At 60.3% G+C, this 23,699-nt stretch carries 27 protein-coding genes and 1 tRNA gene; 15 read left to right on the forward strand and 13 right to left on the reverse strand.

Annotation, left to right across the window (positions count from 1 at the left end; all coding sequences use genetic code 11):
- Positions 1-5: 5 nt before the first annotated feature.
- Positions 6-917: a DMT family transporter gene (locus BLS51_RS08300; protein ID WP_229207509.1), complete on the reverse strand. Its 912-nt coding sequence runs from the start codon at positions 915-917 to the stop codon at positions 6-8.
- A 237-nt stretch (positions 918-1,154) separates the two neighbouring features.
- On the opposite strand from BLS51_RS08300, the gene phaP reads away from it, so the two are divergent.
- The gene (gene phaP, locus BLS51_RS08305) at positions 1,155-1,715 is read left to right on the forward strand and encodes a TIGR01841 family phasin (RefSeq protein ID WP_090181698.1); all 561 of its coding nucleotides are present in this window, start codon (positions 1,155-1,157) and stop codon (positions 1,713-1,715) included.
- A 250-nt stretch (positions 1,716-1,965) separates the two neighbouring features.
- Here phaP and BLS51_RS08310 read toward each other — a convergent pair whose 3' ends face one another.
- The 6 genes from BLS51_RS08310 to BLS51_RS08335 form a co-directional block, all read right to left on the reverse strand.
- Positions 1,966-2,688 carry an ABC transporter ATP-binding protein gene (locus BLS51_RS08310; RefSeq protein ID WP_090181696.1) on the reverse strand — a complete coding sequence of 241 codons (723 nt, stop codon included), beginning with the start codon at positions 2,686-2,688 and terminating at the stop codon, positions 1,966-1,968.
- Entirely contained in the window at positions 2,688-3,458 is a 771-nt protein-coding gene (locus tag BLS51_RS08315; protein WP_090181694.1) for an ABC transporter ATP-binding protein, read from the reverse strand. The genes BLS51_RS08310 and BLS51_RS08315 overlap by 1 nt, the downstream gene beginning before the upstream one ends.
- A 13-nt stretch (positions 3,459-3,471) precedes the next feature.
- Positions 3,472-4,689, reverse strand: a complete 1,218-nt coding sequence (locus BLS51_RS08320; RefSeq protein WP_090181691.1) for an ABC transporter permease subunit — start codon at positions 4,687-4,689, stop codon at positions 3,472-3,474.
- 10 nt (positions 4,690-4,699) lie between these two features.
- The gene (locus BLS51_RS08325; RefSeq protein WP_090182223.1) at positions 4,700-5,629 is read right to left on the reverse strand and encodes a branched-chain amino acid ABC transporter permease; all 930 of its coding nucleotides are present in this window, start codon (positions 5,627-5,629) and stop codon (positions 4,700-4,702) included.
- Positions 5,630-5,872: 243 nt separating this feature from the next.
- Complete coding sequence (gene ispH / locus BLS51_RS08330; RefSeq protein WP_090181690.1) at positions 5,873-6,838, reverse strand: 4-hydroxy-3-methylbut-2-enyl diphosphate reductase; 966 nt, start codon at positions 6,836-6,838, stop codon at positions 5,873-5,875.
- 7 nt (positions 6,839-6,845) lie between these two features.
- Positions 6,846-7,298, reverse strand: a complete 453-nt coding sequence (locus BLS51_RS08335; RefSeq protein ID WP_090181688.1) for an FKBP-type peptidyl-prolyl cis-trans isomerase — start codon at positions 7,296-7,298, stop codon at positions 6,846-6,848.
- A 112-nt stretch (positions 7,299-7,410) separates the two neighbouring features.
- On the opposite strand from BLS51_RS08335, the gene radC reads away from it, so the two are divergent.
- From radC to rpmG, 3 genes are all read left to right on the forward strand, one after another.
- Positions 7,411-8,085, forward strand: coding sequence for a RadC family protein (radC, locus tag BLS51_RS08340; protein WP_090181686.1), 675 nt, complete (start codon positions 7,411-7,413; stop codon positions 8,083-8,085).
- Between the two features lie 161 nt (positions 8,086-8,246).
- Entirely contained in the window at positions 8,247-8,483 is a 237-nt protein-coding gene (gene rpmB / locus BLS51_RS08345; RefSeq protein ID WP_008451488.1) for a 50S ribosomal protein L28, read from the forward strand.
- Between the two features lie 16 nt (positions 8,484-8,499).
- On the forward strand, positions 8,500-8,667 hold the full coding sequence (gene rpmG, locus BLS51_RS08350; RefSeq protein WP_005665735.1) for a 50S ribosomal protein L33: 168 nt from the start codon (positions 8,500-8,502) through the stop codon (positions 8,665-8,667).
- A 145-nt stretch (positions 8,668-8,812) separates the two neighbouring features.
- On the opposite strand, the gene BLS51_RS08355 is transcribed toward rpmG, so the two are convergent.
- The 5 genes from BLS51_RS08355 to BLS51_RS08375 all read right to left on the reverse strand — a co-directional run bounded on the left by BLS51_RS08355 (position 8,813) and on the right by BLS51_RS08375 (position 13,998).
- Positions 8,813-10,009, reverse strand: a complete 1,197-nt coding sequence (locus BLS51_RS08355; RefSeq protein WP_090181683.1) for a DesA family fatty acid desaturase — start codon at positions 10,007-10,009, stop codon at positions 8,813-8,815.
- Between the two features lie 120 nt (positions 10,010-10,129).
- The gene (locus BLS51_RS08360; RefSeq protein WP_090181681.1) at positions 10,130-11,476 is read right to left on the reverse strand and encodes a mechanosensitive ion channel family protein; all 1,347 of its coding nucleotides are present in this window, start codon (positions 11,474-11,476) and stop codon (positions 10,130-10,132) included.
- Between the two features lie 70 nt (positions 11,477-11,546).
- Entirely contained in the window at positions 11,547-12,851 is a 1,305-nt protein-coding gene (locus BLS51_RS08365; protein ID WP_090181679.1) for an RsmB/NOP family class I SAM-dependent RNA methyltransferase, read from the reverse strand.
- Positions 12,852-12,870: 19 nt separating this feature from the next.
- Complete coding sequence (gene purN, locus BLS51_RS08370; RefSeq protein ID WP_090181677.1) at positions 12,871-13,482, reverse strand: phosphoribosylglycinamide formyltransferase; 612 nt, start codon at positions 13,480-13,482, stop codon at positions 12,871-12,873.
- A gap of 123 nt (positions 13,483-13,605) precedes the next feature.
- Entirely contained in the window at positions 13,606-13,998 is a 393-nt protein-coding gene (locus tag BLS51_RS08375; RefSeq protein WP_229207527.1) for a barstar family protein, read from the reverse strand.
- Positions 13,999-14,405: 407 nt separating this feature from the next.
- On the opposite strand from BLS51_RS08375, the gene BLS51_RS08380 reads away from it, so the two are divergent.
- From BLS51_RS08380 to BLS51_RS08425, 10 genes are all read left to right on the forward strand, one after another.
- Positions 14,406-14,921 carry a glycine zipper 2TM domain-containing protein gene (locus tag BLS51_RS08380; RefSeq protein WP_090181675.1) on the forward strand — a complete coding sequence of 172 codons (516 nt, stop codon included), beginning with the start codon at positions 14,406-14,408 and terminating at the stop codon, positions 14,919-14,921.
- 84 nt (positions 14,922-15,005) lie between these two features.
- A complete protein-coding gene (locus BLS51_RS08385; protein ID WP_090181673.1) occupies positions 15,006-15,344 on the forward strand; it encodes a type II toxin-antitoxin system RelE/ParE family toxin in 339 nt (112 codons plus the stop codon).
- Complete coding sequence (locus BLS51_RS08390) at positions 15,341-15,622, forward strand: helix-turn-helix domain-containing protein (protein ID WP_090181671.1); 282 nt, start codon at positions 15,341-15,343, stop codon at positions 15,620-15,622. Before BLS51_RS08385 ends, BLS51_RS08390 begins: the two co-directional genes overlap by 4 nt.
- A 71-nt stretch (positions 15,623-15,693) precedes the next feature.
- The gene (locus BLS51_RS08395) at positions 15,694-16,503 is read left to right on the forward strand and encodes a spermine/spermidine synthase domain-containing protein (RefSeq protein WP_090181669.1); all 810 of its coding nucleotides are present in this window, start codon (positions 15,694-15,696) and stop codon (positions 16,501-16,503) included.
- A gap of 23 nt (positions 16,504-16,526) precedes the next feature.
- On the forward strand, positions 16,527-18,299 hold the full coding sequence (locus tag BLS51_RS08400; RefSeq protein WP_090181667.1) for a type IV pilus assembly ATPase TfpB: 1,773 nt from the start codon (positions 16,527-16,529) through the stop codon (positions 18,297-18,299).
- Between the two features lie 50 nt (positions 18,300-18,349).
- Positions 18,350-18,425: transfer RNA gene (locus tag BLS51_RS08405), tRNA-Lys, on the forward strand.
- A 92-nt stretch (positions 18,426-18,517) separates the two neighbouring features.
- On the forward strand, positions 18,518-18,733 hold the full coding sequence (locus BLS51_RS08410; RefSeq protein WP_090181665.1) for a type II toxin-antitoxin system RelB family antitoxin: 216 nt from the start codon (positions 18,518-18,520) through the stop codon (positions 18,731-18,733).
- On the forward strand, positions 18,696-18,971 hold the full coding sequence (locus tag BLS51_RS08415) for a type II toxin-antitoxin system RelE/ParE family toxin (protein WP_090181664.1): 276 nt from the start codon (positions 18,696-18,698) through the stop codon (positions 18,969-18,971). The genes BLS51_RS08410 and BLS51_RS08415 overlap by 38 nt, the downstream gene beginning before the upstream one ends.
- Positions 18,972-19,041: 70 nt before the next feature.
- Positions 19,042-19,818, forward strand: a complete 777-nt coding sequence (locus BLS51_RS08420; protein ID WP_090181662.1) for a substrate-binding periplasmic protein — start codon at positions 19,042-19,044, stop codon at positions 19,816-19,818.
- Between the two features lie 38 nt (positions 19,819-19,856).
- Positions 19,857-20,624: a substrate-binding periplasmic protein gene (locus tag BLS51_RS08425; protein ID WP_090181660.1), complete on the forward strand. Its 768-nt coding sequence runs from the start codon at positions 19,857-19,859 to the stop codon at positions 20,622-20,624.
- Between the two features lies 1 nt (position 20,625).
- On the opposite strand, the gene BLS51_RS08430 is transcribed toward BLS51_RS08425, so the two are convergent.
- On the reverse strand, positions 20,626-21,471 hold the full coding sequence (locus tag BLS51_RS08430) for a PhzF family phenazine biosynthesis protein (protein ID WP_090181658.1): 846 nt from the start codon (positions 21,469-21,471) through the stop codon (positions 20,626-20,628).
- A gap of 85 nt (positions 21,472-21,556) precedes the next feature.
- Between BLS51_RS08430 and BLS51_RS08435 the strand changes: the two genes are divergently transcribed.
- Positions 21,557-23,668 (forward strand): dipeptidyl-peptidase 5, encoded by a 2,112-nt coding sequence (locus BLS51_RS08435; protein WP_090181656.1) that lies wholly within the window; start codon positions 21,557-21,559, stop codon positions 23,666-23,668.
- Positions 23,669-23,699 lie beyond the last annotated feature (31 nt).

The following is a 23,699-nucleotide window of genomic DNA, read 5'->3' on the forward strand; positions in this document are numbered from 1 at the left end:
CTTGCTCACTTTGGTTTCCTGACCACGAATATCACACCGGTCACCGCCAGCACCATGCCAGCCATGCCGAGGGCGTTGAAAGCTTCGCCAAACATCAACCAGGCCATGATAGCGGTAGTGGGCGGCGTCAGGTACAGCAAACTGGTGACCTGGGTGGCGTCATTTCTGCGGATCAAGGCAAACAACAGGAAAATCGCGCAGATCGACACGCCAAAAATCGACCACAGCAAGGCACCAATAAAGCGCGGCGTCCAATGCACTGCAGCAAAATCCGGGCCAAGTCCTTCGAAGATCATGGCCAGTGGCAGCACCAGCACCGCCGATGCAGCAAACTGGATCACCGTGCCCACGCGCAGGTCGAACTGCGGACAATGGTGCTTCTGGTACAGCGTGCCGGCGGTGATGCTGACCAGCGCCATTACACACAGCAAGATAGCCGGCACCGACAGGCCGACCAGTTGAATCTTGGCCGCCACCACCAGCGCCACGCCACCGATGCCAAACAGCAAGCCCAGCCATTGGCGGGGCAGCACTTTTTCACCGATTAACGGCGCGGCAAAAGCGGTCAGAATGGGCTGCATGCCCACAATCAGTGCGGACAAGCCAGCCGGCATGCCCTGTTTAATGGCGCACCAGACACCAATCAGATAGCCGGCCTGCACCAGCAGACCGGCCACCGCGATGTGGCGGATCTTGCCCATGTCCGGCCAAGGGGCTCTCAGGAACAGGACCGTCGGCACCAGCACCGCCAGCACACCAATAAACCGTATCAGGATAAACGTCAGCGGCGGCGCATAGGGCAGGCCGAATTTGGCCACAATGAAGCCGCTGCTCCATAGCAGCACGAAAAACATCGGTATCGGCGACCAGAAGCTGGCGTGCCGCGCGGATGGCGCTGCTGGGGAGATGTCGGGCATCAGGCGAGTCTAACACGTCAGACAACTTCCCATGGAGAACTACCCCATGCACCTAAATGAGGATTCTTTGATGCAACGCACAAAAAAGCGCTTGACTTAATTTTTGAAGGCCGTAAAATTTGGTTTGTTGCGTTGCACAATATGTTGTTCGGTCTGAAACGTAGTTTGCCTGTTTCTCACCGACGGTAGAAACACGAGCAGTAATTCAATCAACGACTATTATTTCTGGAGATCTACATGTTTTCGATTCCTGAGCAATTTTCCAATGCGACCAAAGCTAATTTCGAAGCTCAATTCGCTATTTTCTCGGCCCTGACCAATAAAGCGTTTGAAGGCGTTGAGAAGTTTGTCGACCTGAACCTGACCGCTGCCAAGGCATCGCTGGAAGAAACGTCGGCCACCACCAAGCAATTGCTGTCGGCTAAAGACCCGCAAGAATTCTTCTCGCTGGCAACCGCGCAAGCACAGCCAAGCGCTGAAAAAACCATCGCTTATGGCCGTCACCTGGCAACCATCGCCACCAGCACCGGCGCGGAATTCAGCAAAGCCGCTGAAACCCAAATCGCAGAAACCAACCGCAAGGTTATTTCGCTGGTCGATGAAGTCAGCAAAAACGCACCAGCCGGCACCGAAAATGCTGTCGCCCTGTTTAAATCGGCAATCGGCAATGCCACCGCTGGCTACGAGCAATTCACCAAGACCGCTAAACAAGCTGCTGAATCGTTTGAAACCAACGTCAGCGCCGCAGTAAATCAATTCAACGCTGCCGCTGCAAAAGCTGCTCCAGCTAAAAAATAAACATGGATTATTCGGCACGGTAGGGTGCCGATTTATTCCGTAAAAGCCTCGGTTAATCCGAGGCTTTTTTTATTCCAAAATACAAAGCCGGTGTCAGGTCTGACTTTGGTACATGAGTCTGTGTGCGATTGTCAGACCTGACACCGGGTTTCTGCCAGAAACCGGCTTGAACACGCTAATTTTTAGCATGTGGGGCGCAATAAAAAAGCCGCACAGCTTGCGCTGGCGGCTCTTGCGGGCGCGCGAAGGTTTATTCGCCCAGGTAGGCGGCCTTGACGCGCGGGTCGTCCAGCATGTCGCTGGCAGCGCCGGTCATGGTGATGCTGCCGGAGTCCATTACATAACCGCGATGCGCGGCTTGTAAAGCGAGTTTCGCATTCTGTTCCACCAGCAGAATGGTAATACCCTCTTTCGAAACATTCCGAATCACTTCGAAAATCTTTTCCACCATAATCGGCGATAAACCCATCGATGGTTCATCCAGCAGCAACAGTTTTGGATGCGACATTAATGCCCGCGCCATGGCCAGCATTTGCTGTTCACCACCAGATAAAGTACCGGCCAATTGCTGCGCGCGTTCTTTTAAACGCGGGAATACATCAAACCACTTGGCAATATCCGATTCAATACCGGCTTTATCATTGCGCGTATATGCCCCCATCATCAGATTCTCGTGAATCGACATGCGGGTAAATACGCCACGACCTTCCGGCACCATCGCCAGTTTCTTTTCAACCAGATGAAAAGATTTGGAACCTTTCAGGGATTCGCCCTGATAAGTAATCGTCCCTTCAACTTTACAGGGCGGCAAAGTGCCGGTAATCGCTTTCAGCGTGGTGGTTTTACCGGCGCCATTTGCGCCGATCAAGGCGATTAACTCGCCCTGATTCACTTCGAGATCAATACCCTTGACGGCTTTAATGCCGCCATACGCGACTTTCAGTCCCGATACTTTTAGAACATTGCCGCTCATTAATGCGATCCTCCCAGGTAGGCGTCAATCACCGCCTGATTACTTTGTATTTCCGCCGGCAGGCCTTCGGCGATCGGTTTGCCGTATTCCAGCACCATCATCCGGTCGCACAAGCTCATCATCATCTTGACATCGTGTTCAATTAACAACACCGTCCTGCCCTGCTCTTTGATCTTGATCAACAGTTCGCGCAGTGCCAGTTTCTCGGTGGCGTTCATGCCGGCCGCCGGTTCGTCCAGTGCCAGCAGTTGCGGATCGGTCGCCAGCGCACGGGCGATTTCCAGCCGGCGCTGGTCGCCGTAGGACAGGAATTTGGACGTGCGGTTGGCAAACTGGCCAATCCCGACGAAATCCAGCAACTCCTGCGCGCGCTGGCGGATCGACGCCTCTTCCTCGCGTGCCGCCTTGTGACGGAAGATTGCGCCAAACACACCCTGCTTCGAGCGCACGTGACGGCCCACCATGACATTTTCCAGCGCCGTCATCTCGCCAAACAGGCGGATGTTCTGGAACGTCCGGGCGATGCCCGCCTTGGCCACCTCATGCGGCGCCGACGGCGAATACGGCTTGCCGGCCAGTTCGAAGGTGCCGGTGTCCGGCTGGTACAAGCCGGTGATCACATTGAAGAACGTCGTCTTGCCGGCGCCATTCGGGCCGATCAGGCCATAAATCTGGCCTTGCATGATCTTGATGCCAACATCGGTCAGCGCCTGCAAGCCACCGAAACGCTTGTTGACGCCGGCGATATGGAGAATTACCTGTTCAGTCATTATTGCCTCTTCGTCAAGCCGCCATCACGCCGGTCGATTGATTCTTGCTGTCGGAATCGCCATCCGGACGATCTTCATGCTTGGGCGCGGGCCACAGGCCGGCCGGGCGATTCAGCATGATCAGCACCATGGCCAGGCCGTACAACAGCTGACGCAGCACTTCCGCTTCGATCAGCACGTGGCCGAACAGTTTCTCTTGCAGCGGCTCGACCACGTGGCGCAGCACCTCCGGCAAGGCCGCCAGCAGCGCGCCGCCCATGATCACGCCAGGAATGTGGCCGATACCGCCCAGCACCACCATCGCCAGCACGGCAATCGATTCGGTCAGCGAGAACGATTCCGGCGAGACAAAGCCCTGGAACGAACCGAACATCGCGCCAGCCACGCCGCCAAACGAGGCGCCCATCGAGAACGCCAGCAGCTTGACGTTGCGGGTGTTGATGCCCATTGCCTTGGCGGCAATCTCATCCTCGCGGATCGCCACCCAGGCACGGCCCAGGCGCGAGTGTTGCAGACGCGAGGTGATGAACACCACCGCCACGCACAGGAACAGGAACAGGAAGTAATAGGCGTTCACCGACGGCATGCCGTAATCACCGATAAACACGGTTGCGCGCGATCCCGCCTCACCTGACAGGTTGACGCCGAATACCCTGATCGGATCGATCATATTGATACCCTGCGGACCGTTGGTGAAGTTGATCGGCTCGTTCAGGTTGTTCATGAAGATGCGGATGATCTCGCCGAAGCCCAGCGTGACGATGGCCAGATAGTCGCCGCGCAGCTTCAGCGTCGGCGCACCCAGCACCGCGCCGCACAGCGCCGCCACGGCGGCCGCCAGCGGCACAATCACCCATACCGACAGGTGGATGCCGTTTTGCTGGATTTCCGGACCGAGAATGGCGATCAGCGTCTCGCCCAGCGCCGGATACTGGTAAATCACCGATTCCAGCAAGGCTGCAAACTGCGGCGAAGCCAGCAGGCCGGCCAGGTAGGCGCCCACCGCGTAGAAGGCGATATAGCCCAGGTCCAGCAGGCCGGCAAAACCGACCACGATGTTCAGGCCCAGTGCCAGCATGATGTACAGCAGTGCCATGTCGGCGATGCGCACCCACGAATTGCCGTAGTTCTGCGCGAAGAACGGGAACGCCAGCAGCAGCACGGTCAACAAGGCCATGCTGACATACGCCTGACGCGGATTGCGTTTGAAGTCGAAGCTCATCAAGGTCATGTTGTGCTCCTCAGGCCCGGTCGGCGACGCGTTCGCCCATGATGCCGGACGGACGCACCGTCAGCACCAGGATCAGCACCACAAACGCGAAGATGTCCTGGTAGTGGCTGCCCAGGAAGCCACCGGTCAGGTCGCCGATGTAACCGGCGCCCAGGCTTTCGATAATGCCCAGCGCAATGCCGCCGATCATGGCGCCATAAATATTGCCGATACCGCCCAGCACCGCCGCGCAGAACGCTTTCAGGCCAGGCAGGAAGCCCATCGAGAACTGGATCGACGCGTAATTCGCGCCCCACATCACGCCAGCCACCGCCGCCAGTGCCGCGCCCAGCGCGAAGGTGGCGATGATGACCTTGTTCGAATCGACGCCCATCAGGCCGGCGACGCGCGGGTTTTCCGCCGTCGCGCGCATGGCGCGGCCCATCTTGGTTTTTTCCACCAGCAGCACCAGGCCGGCCATCGACACCAGGGCCAGCGCCAGCAGCAGGATCTGCGTCGGCGTAATCACCGCGCCGCCGATCAGGATCGGGTCGGACGGCAGCATTTGCGGGAACGGCAGCGGATTGCGGCCCCAGATCATCATCGCAAAGGTGTTCAGCAGCGTCGAGACGCCGATCGCGGTAATCAGCGGCGCCAGGCGCGGCGCATTGCGCAGGCGGCGATAGGCGACGCGCTCGATGATGATGTTGACGATCATGCAGACTGGAATTGCGCCGCCGATGGCGATTGCCAGCTTGATCGGCCCGGCCAGTTCAGGAAAATGGGTATTGAGGATGTTGAGGATGGTCAGGCCTGTCATCGCGCCGATCATCAGCACGTCGCCGTGGGCGAAGTTGATCAGGTTGAGAACGCCGTACACCATGGTGTAGCCCAGCGCGACCAGTGCGTACATGCTGCCCAGCACCAGCCCGTTAATAATTTGTTGGATAAAAGTATCCATGTTTTGCCCTTTGTTATGCGTGGTCATGTAACAAAAACGGCACCCGGGTGTCCCCGTAGTGCCGCCGTTGACTACACAATCACGTTGCAAGTTTCATGCCTGATCGGTGTCTCCATCGCCCCGGATTATTAAGCCGAAACGACAATTTTTTAGAGCGAGGCAAATAATAACGAGATTTCCGAAAAACTAATGCCGGAATAACGCTACCGGAGCTGAATTATATTCCGCTCCAGGGCAAATGGATCAGATTGCGCCCTCGATTGGTGCAGTTTTTTGTACGCCATCCAGTCCCTTCGGTAGCGGGAAGGTGACATTTTCTTCGACGCCGTCCAGCGGACGCACGCTGCGCACGCCCAGTTCCTTCAGCCGGTCGATCACCGCCTGCACCAGCACTTCAGGCGCCGATGCGCCGGCGGTCACGCCAACACGCAGCTTGCCTTCCAGCCATTCCGGTTTGATCTGCGTGGCATTGTCGACCATGAAGGCCGGCGTGCCTTTCTTTTCCGCCACTTCGCGCAGGCGGTTCGAGTTGGAGCTGTTCGGGCTGCCCACCACGATCACCACTTCCACCTGCGGCGCCATGAATTTGACGGCTTCCTGGCGATTGGTGGTGGCGTAGCAGATATCGCCCTTCTTCGGCTCGATAATGGCTGGATAGCGTGCCTTCAGCGCGGCGATGATGTCGGCGGTATCGTCCACCGACAGCGTGGTTTGCGACACGTAGGCCAGCTGATCCGGCTTGGTCACTTCCAGCCTGGCCACGTCCTCGACGGTTTCCACCAGGTACATGCCCTCTTCGGTCTGGCCCATCGTGCCTTCAACTTCCGGGTGGCCGTCGTGGCCGATCATGACGATCTCGCAGCCTTGCTTGCGCATCTTGGCCACTTCCACGTGCACTTTCGTGACCAGCGGGCAGGTGGCGTCAAAGATGCTGAAGCCGCGCGCATCCGCTTCCGCGCGCACCGCCTTCGACACGCCGTGCGCCGAGAACACCAGCGTATTGCCGGCCGGGACTTCGCTCAATTCCTCGATAAAGATGGCGCCCTTGGCGCGCAGGTCGGCCACCACATAGGCGTTGTGGACGATTTCGTGGCGCACATAAATCGGCGCGCCGAACTGCTGCAACGCGCGCTCGACGATTTCGATGGCGCGGTCGACGCCGGCGCAAAAGCCGCGCGGCTGGGCCAACAGGAGTTCTTTATCGCTCATGCAATCCTCACAGCACCGAAATCAGTTGAACTTCAAACTTCAACGGCTGGCCGGCCAGCGGGTGGTTGAAGTCGAACAAGCAGGTTTCCTCGCCCAGTTCGCGCAGAATGCCGGCAAAGCGGCCGCCGCCCGGCGCAGCGAAATCGACCAGGTCGCCGATCTTGTATTCAGCATCCGGCGACGAATTCTGGTCCAGCGTGGCGCGGCTGACTTCGCGGATCAGCTCGGGGTTGCGCGGGCCAAAACCGACGCCCGGTTCCAGGTCGAAAGTCTTGTGCGTGCCTTCAGGCAGGCCGAGCAGCAATTCTTCCAGCACCGGCGCCAGCTGGCCCTGGCCCATCAGCAGCGTGGCAGGCGTGGTGCCGAAGGTGGTAACAATATCGTTGCCATCCAGCGAGGCCAGACGGTAGTTCAGGGTGAGATACGACGACGCGGTGACGACAGGTTGCTCGTTAGACATGACTTCAGCTTTGTTGGACAGAGAAAGGCCATATTGTAAGCCACCTTTGATCCTCCTCGCCTTCTCCGCTCACGGCTGATGCAAAGTAAATGCTGATTTCAAGGAGAGCATCATGGCGATCATCGACTGGCCGCAGGAAAAACGTCCGCGCGAGCGGTTGATACGGGAAGGCGCGCAGGCGCTGTCCGATGCGGAGCTGCTGGCGATCTTCCTGCGCGTCGGCGTCGCCGGGCAGGACGCAGTCCAGCTGGGCCAGCACATGATGCACCATTTTGGGTCATTGCAAAGACTGTTCGGCGCCACGCTGCCGGAGTTCGCCGCCATGCACGGCCTGGGACCGGCCAAGTTTGCGCAACTGCAGGCGGTCATGGAGCTGGCGCGACGTGCCATCCTGGAGGAAGTCACCGCCGGCGACATGCTCAGCTCACCGCGCGCGGTCAAGGAATACCTGCGCACCACGTTTGCCGGCAAGCCCTTCGAATCCTTCCATGTGCTGTTCCTCGATGTGAAGAACCGGCTGATCGACGCCAAGGAAATGTTTCGCGGCCCCCTGACGCATACGGCGGTGTATCCGCGCGAAGTGGTCAAGGAAGCGCTGGCGCGCAACGCCGCCAGCGTCATGCTGGCCCACAATCACCCGTCCGGTACGCCCGATCCCAGCGAGTCCGACCTGCTGCTGACGCGCGCCCTGATGCAGGCGCTGGCGCTGGTGGATATCCGCATCCTCGACCATTTTGTGGTGGCCGGACATCAGGTGCACTCGTTTGCCGAGCATGGACAGCTATAGGTTTACCCCTATGCGCTCAAGGGTTTACAAGCGAATTCACAATTGTTAATTTTTTTGAGATATTCAAGACACAATTGTTTTTCGTAAGTGATTGAAAAACCTGATTTTTTTGGATATACTCTTGTTTTTCCAATTTTGGAATGTCTTTTAAGGAGTGCGTTATGGCACGTGTTTGCCAAGTTACTGGGAAGAAGCCGATGGTCGGCAACAATGTTTCCCACGCAAACAACAAAACCAAACGTCGTTTCCTGCCTAACCTGCAGAACCGTCGTATTTTTGTTGAATCTGAAAACCGCTGGGTCTCCCTGCGTCTGTCCAACGCTGGTCTGCGCGTAATCGACAAGGTCGGCATCGATGCCGTTCTGGCCGACATGCGCGCCCGTGGCGAAAAAGTCTAATTAGGGAGCTCTCACCATGGCAAAAACTGGTCGCGACAAAATCAAGCTGGAATCGACTGCAGGTACGGGTCACTTCTACACCACCACCAAAAACAAGCGCACGATGCCTGCTAAAATGGAGATCACCAAGTTTGATCCTAAAGCACGCAAGCACGTGATCTACAAAGAAACCAAGATCAAGTAATCGATCTTTGCTTCTACGAAAAAGCCACTCATCGAGTGGCTTTTTTATTACCCCAACTCCGGGGTCAGTTCCGCCAAACGTACACGGGCTCAGCTGCTGCGCAGCTGAGCCCGTGTACGTTTGGCGGAACTGACCCCGGAGTTGTTTATGCGTAGCTGCGCAGTCGCAGCGAGAAGTCTTGCAGGGACTTGATGCCCGACGCTTCGGCGCGGTTGCACCAGTCTTGCAGCTTGTGCAGCAGCTGGTCGCGCGTAAAGTGCGAACGCTCCCAGATCACGCCCAGTTCCACGCGCATATTGTGCATGGTTTCCAGCGCTTTGCTGTGCTGGAACAGTTCCGACAGTTGCTGCTGTTGCGGCGCTTCCAGCTTGCCCGGCTCGCGCTGCAGCAGCTTGCGCGACGATTTCAGGAAGCGCGCTTCCAGCTGCGCCTTGTCTTTCAGGTGCTCCAGCTCTTCCTTCCAGGCGCTCTTGATCGAGTTGGCGTACTTGGCCATGACGTCGTAGCGGTTGGCGATCACCGATTGCAGCGTGTCGAAGTCAGCTTCCACCTTGCCTTTGGCGAACTTCGGCTCCGGCGCGCGTTTTTTCACTTTCGCCAGGCCGACCATTTCCAGTGCGCGGATATAGCCCCAGCCGATGTCGAACTCATACCATTTCGACGACAGCTTGGCCGAGGTGGCAAAGGTATGGTGGTTGTTATGCAGTTCTTCGCCGCCGATCAGCAGGCCGAACGGGATGATGTTGGTAGCCGCGTCCGCGCAATCATAGTTGCGGTAGCCCCAGTAGTGGCCGATGCCGTTGATGATGCCGGCGGCGGTAATCGGTATCCACAGCATCTGCACCGCCCACACGGTAATGCCGATCACGCCGAACAGCGCGACGTTAATCACCAGCAACGAAACAACGCCCGCCGCGCTGTGGCGCGTGTAGACATTGCGCTCGATCCAGTCGTCCGGCGTGCCATGGCCATACTTCTCCATGGTTTCCTTGTTTTTCGACTCAGCACGGTACAGCTCGGCGCCTTCCCAGAATACTTTCTTGATGCCGCGCGTGACCGGGCTGTGCGGATCTTCCTCGGTATCGCACTTGGCGTGGTGCTTGCGGTGGATCGACGCCCACTCCTTGGTCACCTGGCCAGTGGTCAGCCACAGCCAGAAACGGAAGAAGTGACTGACGACAGGATGCAGGTCCAGCGCGCGGTGCGCCTGGCAACGGTGCAGGTAAATCGTCACTGCCGCAATGGTGATGTGGGTGACCACCATCGTGTAAAAGAATACTTGCCAGCCGGTGAAGCGGGTCACTCCGTTCGCCAGAAAATCCAATACTGCGTATAAATCCATTACCACTCCAACCAAGATTGTGTTTTTTACAGGCGTTCATCGCCTGCCGCGTCCGACTTTTGGACGATATTGTACGATGATTTAAAGCCGATTTGACGAAGCTTTTCCTTCCGCCACTGACTATTCCTTAGGCACGGTCGTGCTTTCCTGTTCGGCCAGGGCGCCCGGCACCGGTCCCAGGATGCGCATCTCCCGTTGCGGGAATGGCACAGAAATATCGTTTTCCTTCAGCGCCCGCCAGATCGCCCGGTTGACGTCCGACGTCACGCCGCCGCGGCCGTTCTCCGGATCGTTGATCCAGAAGCTGACCGACAAGTCCAGCCCGTCGGCGCCAAAGCTGGTCAGGTTGGCTGACGGCGCCTTGTCTTTCAGTACACGCGGCACGGTCAGCGCCGCGTCGGTCAGCAGCTGGATGACGAAATCGACATCGGTATCGTAAGCCACCGACACCTTGGTCGAGATATTCACCAGGCTGTTGGACAGCGACGAGTTCTGCACCGCGCCCGACACCAGCATCTCGTTCGGCACGATGGATTCCATGCCGTCCAGGCTCTGGATCACGGTATAGCGGGTATTGATCTGCGTGACCTTGCCGCTGTATTTATCGACCGTGATCATGTCGCCGATGGTCAGCGAGCGGTCCAGCAGGATGACGAAGCCCGACACATAGTTGCTGGCGATCTTCTGCAAGCCCAGGCCGAGGCCGACGCCAAGCGCGCCACCAAACACCGACAACACGGTCAGGTCGATCCCCACCAGCGACAAGCTCATCAGCACCGCCACCAGGATCAGCACTGCGCGCGCCGTGCGTGACACCACCACCCGCAGGTTGGTGTGCATGCCCTGCACTTTCATCAGTGATTCTTCCAGCGCCGCGCCGGCCCACAGCGCCAGCATCAGCAGCACGATCACCGACAGCGTTGCCTGCAGGATGTCAGCGATCGACACCTTGTATTTGCCAATCGGCAGCACGGTGTTTTCCATGAACAGGAAGACATCGTTCCACAGGCCGGTCACATACAGCACAAAGGCCAGCCAGACCAACAGCTGGAAGACTTTCTCAAACGCCAGCATCGCCGGGCTGAAGACGCGGCCATTGCGGCCGAACACGCGCCGCAGCACGTAGAAGAAGAAGCGTATCACCACCAGCGAGCTGAAGATCGGAATCGCCACCAGCACCAGGTTGACATGGATGCGATACTTCTCCAGCAAAATACGCGACAGGAAGAGCAGCCCGACCACCGCCAGCGGCGCCATCACGCGGCCGAAACTTTCCACACCGAAACCCAGTACGCCGGTCTGCACCTCATGCGGACGGCCGAAACGCTTCTTCAGCAGGCGCGCCACGCCAAAGCCGATCGCCACCGACAGGATGATGGCAGCCAGCTGCCACATCAGGCTGACGTCGTGGATATCGCCGGCGATCAGGTCGTCGATCAGGTTGAGCAGGGGTTGTTGTCGGGACATTGTGCTTTCTGGCTAAATAATGAGATGCGTAGATTAACGTAAAACAGGCCGGGATCACCGGCCTGTTGGATTACTCTTCTTCTGTTGCTTCCGTGACGTCTTCCTTGACCTTCTTGGCCATCGGCTTGCGCTCGAACACGGCGGCGAAGAAGCCGTCGGTCTGATGCTTGTGCGGCAGCAGCTTGAGGTAGTCGCCCATTTCCAGTTCGATCTTCTGCTCGGCCAGCGCTTTGCTCATGGGCACCAGTTCGAAGTCCGGATGGGTGTCCAGGAATTGCTTGGCGATGAATTCGTTCTCGTCGTCCAGTACCGAGCAGGTGGCGTATACCAGGCGGCCGCCGCCTTTGACCAGGCGCGCGGCGCCGTCCAGGATGGCGGCCTGCTTGACTTGCAGTTCAGCCACGGCATCCGGCTTCTGACGCCATTTGACGTCCGGATTGCGGCGCAAGGTGCCCAGGCCCGAGCATGGGGCGTCCACCAGCACGCGGTCGATCTTGCCGGCCAGGCGCTTGATCTTGGCATCGCGTTCATGCGCGATCACCACCGGATGCACGTTCGACAGGCCGCTGCGCGCCAGGCGCGGCTTCAGCTTGGTCAGGCGCTTCTCAGACACGTCAAACGCATACAGGCGACCGGTGTTGCGCATGATGGCGCCCAGCGACAGCGTTTTGCCGCCGGCGCCGGCGCAGAAGTCGACCACCATCTCGCCGCGCTTGGCAGCCACCAGCGCCGACAGGATCTGGCTGCCCTCGTCCTGCACTTCGATGTGGCCGTCCTTGAACAGCGGCAGGTTTTGCAGCTGCGGTTTTTGCAGCACGCGCAGGCCCTGCGGTGCGAACGGCGTCGGCGTGGCGCGGATCGGCGCCTCCGCCAGCTTGGCGATGACTTCGTCGCGGTTGGCCTTCAGCGTGTTGACGCGCAGGTCCAGCGGCGCCGGCTTGTTCAGGCTGTCGGCCAGTTCCAGCGTTTCTTCTTCGCCGTATTGCGCCACCAGTTTCTCAAATAGCCACAGCGGCATATTCGAGCGGCTCGACTTGTGCATCAGCTTGCGGTCGATTTCCAGGATGCGGGTGACCCATGCCACTTCGTCTTCGGTCAGGCCGCCCAGCGATTCCAGGCCGACCGCGTCGGCCATGCCCAGCAGCGTCAGACGGCGCATGGTGGCGCCGCCGCCGGCTTCCGAGAAATCGGTGTAGAAGTTTTTATTGCGCAGCACGTTATAAACGGACTCGGCAATGGCGCCGCGCTCGCGGCCGCCCAGGCGCGGGTGGTCTTTGAAATAGCGCGACAGGGTGGTGTCGGCTGGCGCGGCAAAGCGCAAAATCTCGCGCAACACTTCTTCGGCGTTGGCGAGTATCGCTGGAGGCAATCTCATGGAATTCCTTGGTTAGTTTTTACTTACTGTGGTCCACCTGGACCGCGCCCTGCGCTATGTTCAGCCTGTCTTCCACAAACCAGCGCACCGCGCGCGGGTAGATGACATGCTCCTGTTCCAGCACGCGGGCCGACAGGGTTTCGACCGTATCATCCGGCAGCACAGGCACGGCGGCCTGCAGCACCATCGGCCCGTGGTCGAGTTCGGCCGTTACGAAATGCACCGTCGCGCCATGCTCCTGCACGCCGGCGGCCAGCGCCTGCGCATGCGTCGCCAGCCCAGGAAACAGCGGCAGCAGCGACGGATGAATATTGAGCATGCGGCCCGCGTAATGCGTGACGAACTGCTCGGTCAGGATGCGCATGAAGCCGGCCAGCACCACCAGATCGGGCGCATGGCGGTCGATCACGGTTTGCAGGGCGGCGTCGAATTCCGCGCGGCTGGCGTAATCCTTGTTTGGCACGATGGCTGTCGGGATGCCATGCTCGGCAGCAAACGCCAGTCCGGAGGCGTCAGCCCGGTTGCTGATGACGGCGGCAATGCGGGCCGGCCAGCGCTCAGACTGCAGCGCCCGGACGATGGCTTCCATATTGCTGCCGCGACCAGAAATCAGGATGACGATGTTTTTCATAGCCCGCCATTGTACCTTGTCCACAGGCACAGAGCCACTGTTACGGCAACAATTGCTGCATTGCAGCAGACTTGAGCCGGCCGAGCCAGGCCGAGTCTGCGCGGGCGCGCGGGCGGCTTCCGGCTACTCGAAGGAGTAAAACACCCGGAACGGAACTTTTTTATCAGCCCAGTAGTCGGCCGCGTCGCGGAAGACATCCAGCAGTGTTTCCCGTGCTTCCTTGTCAAATTTTTGCGTGTTCGGCAATTGTTCCAGCACCACCAGGAAGCCGGTGTGGCTGCCTTCGGCCTGCAACATGGTGTCGGTCAGCGTGGTGCGCAGACCGTCAAAATTCTTGCCCACGCCCTTGGGAAACTGGAACGATTCCGAAATAATGCCCAGCACCTGCTGCTTGGTCGCGCCGGCGATGCAGTGCGCGTACAGGAAATGCTGCCCCAAACGGGCCGCCTCCTCCTGCAGCTCACCAACGCGGAAGGCGCGGATCGACTGCACAAGGTTAGCCGGCACACTGGCCAGCAGGCTTTCGTCTCCGTCAATCTGACCTGGTATGTACGGTGTATCCACTTTGCTGTCGGGAGTGCCTAACTTGTGAATTAATGAGTAAATAATTTGAGCACCTGTCCACTAAAATGGCCTGCAGGTCGGTGCCGGCCATCGATTCCCATACGCATATTAGGGTAACGTGTTGTTCCTCTCAGATCAACACGTATATGATATTCCACGCAATATTTGTTAAAAACAGAAGGTTTTTGCTGGTTTTAGGGGCTAAATCGGCACAATTCGCTCGGGCGCGGCGGGCTGTTACAATTTGTTGCCACAGATACCGCCCGGCTACTAGTCGCCGGAGGGCGGCCGGATTACCATACGTTCATGCAATATCAGAATCCCCCTGATAGACACCCTGAACGAAAACGAGGTATCAAATGAACTTGCAAGCCAAACTGATCGCATCGGCCCTGTGCCTGAGCGCCCTGCCTTTCGCCCAGGCTGCCGATTTCGAGGACTACGGCCGCGTGGTGCGCGTGACCCCGCAAGTGGAACAGATCAACCGTCCGCGCCAGGAATGCCGCACCGAGTACGTGCAGGTGCAGGCGCCGCCGCCGGAGCGCGGCGTGGGTGGCGCCATCCTGGGCGGCATCGTTGGCGGCCTGGCCGGTAACCAGGTCGGCGGCGGCAGCGGCCGTTCGGTGGCCACCGCAGCGGGCGCCATCGCCGGCGCGCTGGTCGGCGACCGCGTCGACAACGCCAACACGCCAAGCAGCGGCGGCGTGCAGGAGCAAGCGGTCAAGCAATGCCGCACCGTCGACCACTGGGAATCGCGCACTTCCGGCTACGAAGTCACCTACGACTACCGTGGCCGCAACTACACCAACGTCATGTCGTATGACCCGGGCGAGCGCGTCCGCCTGCGCGTGGTCGTGGAACCGATGCAGCGTTGATCCGGCTCAAACAAAGCCCCGGCAACGGGGCTTTGTTGCATTTGGGCGCTTGTTTGAATATACAAAATTTTGTATATTCAAATAATGAGTGCCTCCAAACAGGTAGAGTTTCGCGGTAGTTCCCTTGACGACTTACGCGCCTTTCCCCTACTGATGAGGCGCGAGGCAGGATATCAGATCGACCGCGTGCAAAACGGAGAAAACCCAGACGACTGGAAGCCCGTGTCCACAATAGGGCCAGGTGTGAAGGAGATCCGCATTCGCGACGCACTGGGCGCATTTCGGATCATTTATGTCGCCAAGTTTGCCGATACCATTTACGTTCTACATTGCTTTCACAAAAAAACGCAGCAGACCAGGGTATCGGATCTCAACTTGGCGAAGCAGCGTTATCACGAACTACGGCGGGAGTTGGGGAAATGAAGATTAAACGATTTAGTAGCGTCTGGGATGCCATTGAGGACACTTCTGAAGAGGCGGAAAACATGAAGTTGCGGTCCCAGCTAATGACTCAACTGCGGCAATACATCACTAGCACGGCATTGAGTCAGACTGAAGCTGCCAAGGTGTTCAACGTGACCCAGCCACGTATCTCTGATCTGGTGCGCGGAAAAATCAATCTCTTTACCATTGACACACTGGTCAATATGGCCGCCGCAGCAGGCTTACGCATCGAAATGCAATTGCTGGCAACGCCCTAATATTAGTCGGGCCTTGCCTAGCAGGAAGGCCTCGCGGGATAATGCCTGTTCATTCCCTGTCTTCACATCCCATGCTGATCAAACGCAAATCCATCGAAAAAGAAGAATCCTCCCGGCCGGCCTCGGCCTCGGCGTCAGCTGCCGCCAAGCCGGCGCGCAAGCCGAAGTATGCGCCGGTGACGCTGTCGGAATTCGACGGCGTGCGTTATCTGCACTTCGGCACCGAATGGGTGCAAGGCGCGATGCGCATCCGCAAGCCAAACTGGCCGGAGCTGGAATACGCGCAACAGATGATGAGCTGGATGCTGTGGATCGAGCAGCCGCGCCGCATTGCCCAGCTGGGCCTGGGCACGGCAGCGCTGACCAAGTTCTGCTACGCCACCTTCCCGCAGGCGCAGGTGACGGCGGTGGAACTGAATCCGTCGGTCATCACCATCTGCGAATCGATGTTCAAGCTGCCGCCCAACGATGAGCGCCTGCAGGTGCTGGAAATGGATGCGCTGGCCTTTGTCAACGACAAGGCTAACGTCAACACGCTGGATGCGCTGCAAGTCGACCTCTATGACGCCACCGCGCGCGGCCCGGTGCTGGACACGCCGGAGTTCTACCAGGCCTGCAATGCCTGCCTGACTGACGATGGCGTGATGACGGTCAACCTGTTCGGCGACCATCCAAGCTACGCTCGCAATCTCAAGGCCATCAAGTTCGCTTTCGCCCAGCTGATTTGCCTGCCGGAGGTACATGATGGTAACGTGGTTGCGATCGCCTTCAAGCGCGCCCGCGACATCGATGTCGAAGCGCTGAAAGCGCGCGCCGCGCACATCGTTGCCGACACCAAATTGCCGGCGAAATCCTGGGTCAAGGGCATCACGACGAAGTAACTCTGCTGAAAGGTGGCTGGACGATGACACCGCTCGATCTGCAACAGATTTACACCTGGCTGCTGGCCGACGGCATGATACGCAAGGCCGAAGTCAAGGACCTGTACGCGCAAAGTTCCGCCATCCTGAAGAACACCAGCGGTTATATGCATCCCTTGTGCGCGGTCGCGCACGCCAAGCTGCTGTCGGCCAAGCCGCCGCACAAGCTGCTGACGCTGGACGCGCTATGCGAATGGCTGGCCGCGCGCGCCAACCTGCCCTTCATCCGCATCGATCCGCTGAAGATCGATTTCACCAAGGTGGCCGACGTGATGTCGGCCAACTACGCCGCCCGCTTCAACATCCTGCCGGTGGAGCTGACGCACGACACGCTGGTGGTGGCCACCGCCGATCCCAACGCCCAGGAATGGGAGGCGGAGATCGCCAAGATCTCGCGCCGCGCGGTGCGCCGGGTGATCGCCAACCCGCTCGACATCGCGCAGTACATCACGCAGTTCTTCAGCCTGGCCAAGTCGATCAAGAAGGCCAACAAGTCCAACAGCAACGACCTGACGCTGCGCAACAACTTTGAGCAGCTGGTGGAGCTGGGCAAGAGCAACAAGCAGGTCGACGCCAACGACCAACACGTCATCAACATCGTCGACTGGCTGTGGCAGTACGCGTTTGAGCAGCGCGCGTCCGACATCCATCTCGAACCCAAGCGCGACATCGCGGCGATCCGCTTCCGCATCGACGGCGTGCTGCACCAGGTCTATCAGGTGCCGGCGGTGGTGATGATCGCCATGACCGCGCGCATCAAGCTGCTCGGGCGCATGGACGTGATCGAGAAACGCCGGCCGCAGGACGGCCGCATCAAGACCCGCACCGCCGGCGGCCAGGAAGTCGAGCTGCGTCTGTCGACGCTGCCGACCGCCTTTGGCGAAAAGCTGGTGATGCGCATATTCGATCCGGACGTGGTGGTCAAGACGCTGCCTGAGCTGGGCTTCCCGCTGGACGACGCCCAGCGCTGGGACGCGCTGACGCAGCACCCGCACGGCATCATTCTGGTCACCGGCCCGACCGGTTCCGGCAAGACCACCACGTTGTACACCACGCTGAAGGCGCTGGCCACCTCCGAGGTCAATGTCTGCACGGTGGAAGATCCGATCGAGATGGTGGAGCCGGCCTTCAACCAGATGCAGGTGCAGCCCGGCATCGAGCTATCGTTTGCCGACGGCATGCGGGCGCTGATGCGGCAGGACCCCGACATCATCATGGTCGGCGAGATCCGCGACCTGGCCACCGCCGAAATGGCCATCCAGGCGGCGCTGACCGGCCACCTGGTGCTGTCGACGCTGCACACCAACGACGCGCCGTCCGCCGTGATGCGGCTGCTGGAGCTGGGCGTGCCCTACTACCTGCTGGAAGCGACGCTGATCGGCATCATGGCGCAGCGCCTGGTGCGCACGCTGTGCCCGGACTGCAAGGTCGCCGGCGGCGAACTGAGCGACGAGATCTGGCACAGCCTGGCTGGTGAATGGGATCTCCCCAGGCCGGAGCAGGTGTACAAGCCGGTCGGCTGTCCCGAATGCCGCCAGACCGGCTATCGCGGCCGCACCGGCCTGTACGAGCTGCTGACCGTGAGCGAAGCGTTCAGTTCCCAGGTGCGCGAGCAAACCGATATCCAGGCGCTGCGCCGGCAGAGCGTCGCCGATGGCATGAAACCGCTGCGCATCGCTGGCGCGCTGAAGATCCAGGAAGGCGTCACCACCGCCGACGAAGTGCTCAAAGTAACGGCAGCGCTGGGGATGAAATAAAAACCTCTTTGCAATGATCGCCGATGTGTATATAATACGGCCTCTTTCGGGGGTCGTTAGCTCAGCTGGTAGAGCAGCGGACTTTTAATCCGTTGGTCGCAGGTTCGAATCCCGCACGGCCTACCACCGAATTCCTAAAAAAGCTTCCTCAAGGGAGCTTTTTTTTCGCCTGACGCACATCAAAGCGGGCATCCGCTGCCGGCATATAATCGTTCATCATGTCCTCACTTCCCGCCCAAGACCACGAAGGATACGCATCGGCCGAAGAAGCCGAGGCCTACGACCGCTGGTATCGCGCCCAAGTTCAGCAAGCGATTGACGATACACGCCCAGGTATCCCAAACGAGGTCGTCATGGCGGAGATGCTGGCGATCATTGAGGCTAAGCTGCGTGCCCATGCTTCCGGTAATCTGGAGTCCGATAGCGAGGGCTAAGCTGAAACTCATCATTCAGTACATTGCCGAGCGAAGCCCCTCGGCTGCTGCCGCTCTGCACGCAGAACTGGTTGATACGACCAACAGACTCCCACATCATCCCCTCCTCTACCGGCGAGGGAAAATGCCTGGCACTCGTGAAATAGTGGTACATCACCATTACATCATTGTCTACCGCCTTCGAACTACCTATATCGAAATACTTTCCGTGCTACACGCACGCCAACAGTATCCTTGACTTCCTCACAAGCGGCCGCTGGTGTAAGCTAGGGGGCAAGAGCGCGAGGCGCCGGACTTTTGGGGACGTTATGCGAGGCATGTACAGCATGGTGACGGCGCTGCTGCTGGCAGCGTGCTGCACCCCTTTGCTGGCCGCCGAGCCCGCTCAGGCCATCGTGCTGCGCACCGCCGCGCAGGAAGGCACCGATCCGAAATTCATCGCCGCCGGCAAGGACCGCATCACCGGGCTATGCATCGACATCATGCGCGCTGTCGAACAGGCAGATCCCGGCCTGCGCTTTGTCGGCGACCAGCGCTGGAAGCCGTTGATCCGCGCCTACTCCGAACTGGAAAGCGGCATCGAGGATGTGCAGTGCGCGGTCCAGCACACGCCTGAGCGCGGCAAGCGCTTCCATTTCATCGGCCCGCCGCTGTACACCATCGAATACCATTTCCTGGTCCGCGCCAACGACCCCGTGACCATCCAAAATTGGGACGATGTGCGGCGGCTGGCGCCGAACAATGTGGTGCTGGTCAACCGTGGCTTTGCCGCCGGGGATATCCTCACCGCCATGGGCGGCATCGAGGTTGACGCCAGCTCCACCAGCCAGGACCTCAACCTGCAGAAACTGATCGCCGGCCGGGGCCGCCTGTACTTCCATCGCGGTCCCGGCCTGCAGCAACTGCTGCAACGCACCGGCACCGCCGACAAGGTCAGGATACTGCCGCAGGTGATGTTCAGCGCCCGGCTGTATTTCGCCACCAGCCGGCAACTCGACCGCCGCGTCAGCGAACGCCTGGCCGCCGCGCTGTACCAGCTCGAACGCAAAGGCGAGCTGGAGCGTTTGATGCGCAAGTGGGACTGATTTATACTGGCCGTTTCTACACACGGAGAGGGAGTGCGATGGGGCTGAAGGGATTGCGCTGCGGGCTGACGCTGCTGTGTGCGTTGCTGGGCGCGCCTGTGCTGGCCGCCCCCACCGTGTTGAAAGTGGTGGCGCAGGAAGGCACCGAGCCCAAGTTCATCCCGGCCGGCATCGGCCGCGTGGTCGGACTGTGCGTCGACCTGTACCGCGCCATCGAGCGGGTCGATCCCGGCATCCAGTTTGTCGGCGACCAGACCTGGCTGCCGCTGCTGCGTGCCCACTTCGAACTGGCCGCGCACCAGCACGACGCGCTGTGCGCCGTGCTGCGCACCGACGAACGCACGCGCCAGTATGTGTTCCTCGAACCACCGCTGTTCCAGCTGCGCTACCAGCTGATCGCCCGCACCGGCGACTCCGCCGTCATCAACAACTGGAACGATGTGCGCAAGCTCGGCGCGCAAGGCGTGCTGCTGACCAACAGCGGCTACATCACGCCGATCATGCTGGAGCAGATCGGCGGCTTGCAGATCGACGCCAGCGCCAACACGCCGGCTGACAACCTGGAGAAGCTGGCGGCCGGGCGCGGCCGCTTCTTCCTGCACCGCGCGCCCGGCGCCCAGGGCTTCATCGACCGCGCCGGCCTGGCCGGCAAGGTCAAGATCCTGCCGACGGTGATGGCCACCACCAATGTCTACATGGCGATGGGCACCCACGTCGATCCTGCCGTGCGGCTGCGCGTGCAGCGCGCGATCGAACAGCTCAACCGCAGCGGCGAGCTGCAGCGCATGCTGAAGAAGTGGGACTGACTCAGTCGGCGATCATGCGGGCGTGACCCGCAACCCGGATCGAGCTGCCTGGTTCATCGCCGATCTGCACTTGCAGGTGGCACGGCGCGCCCATGTCCTCGCCCTGGAGGATGTCGATGGCGCCGCCATGCGGCCAGTCGAGGTCGCGCAAATAGCCTGCCAGTGCCGCGGCCGCCGCGCCGGTGGCCGGGTCCTCATACACGCCGCCCGAGGCAAACGCATTACGCGCATGGAAGCGCTGCGGGGTTTCCGCATACAGCAGCGAAATGGTGGCAAAGCCATGACGGCGCATCAGCTCGCGGCCGACGGCCAGGTCGTAGCGCATCGCGCGCAACTTATCGCGGCTGTTCAGCGCCAGCACCAGGTGCTGCGCGCCGCCGTTGGCCACTGCTGGCGGGATGCGGTCATCCAAGTCGGCCAGCCTGTAGCCGAACAGCGCCAGTGCTTCCTGCACCAGCGCCGGCGTGGCTGGCGCGCTGGACGTCGCTGGCGACTGTAGCGCCGCATGCGCGCCATTGCCCAGGGCGTGGCCCTCGACGGTGACGCGCGCATGGTTGGTGGTCAGCGGGAAAATGCCGTCGCCATTCTGCTGCGCCAGCACCGCGCCCAGCGCGATGGTCGCATGGCCGCAGAACGGCACCTCGCCATCCGGCGAGAAATAGCGCACGCGCCAGCCGTCTTCATGCGGCGCGGCAAACACGGTTTCGGAATAGCCCATCTCGGCGGCGATGCGCTGCATCGCCGGCTCCTCCGGCAAGGCCGCGCGTATCATCACGCCGGCCGGATTGCCGCCCTGCTCACCTGCTGTAAATGCTGCAACCTTGTGAACCTTGGTAATGGTCTGCATCTTGTCTCCTTGGGGAAAACTTTATTGACAGCAATGACGGTTGTGGCCACTATCTTTGTTTCACTGACTTTTACGCATATTCGCCATGACTATACCGCGACTTTCGATTCTTGCCTTCATCATTTCGGCCCAGTTGGCGGGCCATGCGCTGGCGGTGGACGCCGTGCCGACCAGGCACGCCATCACCCATGAAGATGTGTGGCTGATGAAGCGCGTCGGCGCACCGCAGCCGAGCCCGGATGGCCGCTGGGCCGTGTTCTCGGTCACCGATCCGGCCTACGACAGCAAGGAACAATGGTCGGACCTGTGGATCAAGGCGCTGGGCGACGATACGCCGGCGCGGCGCCTGACCTTCAGCAAGGGTGGCGAAGGAGCGATCAACTGGTCACCAGACAGCAAGCAACTAATCTTCGTCGCCAAGCGGGATGGCGACGAGGCTGGCCAGATCTACCGCATCGACATCGCTGGCGGCGGCGAGGCGCAGCGCCTGACCACGCTGACGCTGGGTGCGCGCACGCCGAAGTTCAGCCCGGACGGCAAGCAGATCCTGTTCGTCAGCGACATCTTCCCCGGCAACGTCAGCGAAGACGACGTCAAAAAAACCGCCAAGGAGCGCAAGGACCGCAAATATTCGGCACGCGCCTATGAAAGCTTCCCGCCGCGCTATTTCGACAAATGGCTGGATGATAAAAAAGTCCGCCTGTTCGTCATGGACGCCGCCATCGGCGCCAAGCCGCGCGACCTGCTGAGCGGCACCCGGCTGGCCGCGCTGCCGGGCTTCGGCGGCGGCCAGGGCGATGAAGGCCAGTCGCTGGACGCCATCTGGGCACCGGACGGCAAGGCCATCGTGTTTGCCGCCTCGACCAACCGCGACGAACTGGCGCGCAACTCGGCCTACACGCAAATCTTCAGCGTGCCGGTGGCCGGCGGCGACAGCACCCAGCTGACCGCCGACCAGCACAGCTACGGCAACCTGAAATTCAGCGCCGACGGCAAGACGCTGTTCACGCTGACCGAAGCGGAAGAAGCAGGCAAGGTCTACGACGTCAGCCGCCTCGCCAGCTTTGCCTGGCCGCTGGTCAACACCACGCCGAAGATGCTGACCGCCTCGCTGGACCGCTCGATCTCGCGCTACGCGCTGCCGGCCGGCAGCAACCGCGTGGTGTTCAGCTACGAGCACGCCGGCCTGGAGCAGCTGCATTCGATCAATTACGCCGGCGCCGACCTGCGCGACGAACCATCGCTGCCGACCGGTTCGATCGGCGCGCTGAACGCGGGCGGCAAGGCGCTGGTGGGCGTGTGGGAATCGTCGATCAATCCGCCGGAAATCTACGCCTTCGGCAACGGCGCGCCAAAGCGCCTGACCGCCTTCAACACCGAGCGCGCGGCCGGCATCGACTGGCAGGCGCCGGAGCACTTCTGGTTCAAGGCCAGCGACGGCCGCATGATCCACAACATGGTGATCAAGCCGGCCGGCTTTGATCCAGCGAAAAAATACCCGCTGTTTGCCGTCATCCACGGCGGCGCCGCCAATATGTGGCGCGACCAGTTCGTCATCCGCTGGAACTACCACCTGCTGGCGCAGCCGGGCTACGTGGTGCTGCTGACCGACTACAAGGGCTCGACCGGCTACGGCGAAGAATTCGCCCGCGCCATCCAGGGCGATCCGCTGAAAGGCCCGGCCGACGAAATCAACGAAGCGGTCGACGAAGCGATCAGAAAATACAGCTACATCGACAGCAGCAAGCTGGCGGCCGGCGGCGCCAGCTACGGCGGCCACCTGGCCAACTGGCTACAGGCCACCACCACGCGCTACAAGGCCATCGTCTCGCACGCCGGCGAGATGGACCTGATCATGCAATGGGGCAGCAGCGACAGCGTCTGGGGCCGTGAAGTCAACAGCGGCGGCCCGGTGTGGGGCGACAAGGCTGTGTGGCGCGAACAGAGCCCGGTGCTACAGGGCGGCAATCACGCCAAAGGCACCGGCTTCACCTCGCCGATCCTGATCTCGGTGGGCGAGCTGGACTACCGCGTCCCCGCCAACAACGCGCTGATGAACTTCGCCACGCAACAGCGCCTGAACGTCCCGAGCAAGCTGATCGTCTTCCCCGACGAAAACCACTGGGTGTTAAAAGGCGAAAATAGCCGCTACTTCTACAGCGAAGTCCACGGCTGGCTGGCCAAGTACCTGAAATAAACTCCGGGGTCAGTTCTGCCAAACGTACACG

It is taken from the genome of Duganella sp. OV510, assembly GCF_900100205.1.
GTDB lineage: Bacteria > Pseudomonadota > Gammaproteobacteria > Burkholderiales > Burkholderiaceae_D > Rugamonas.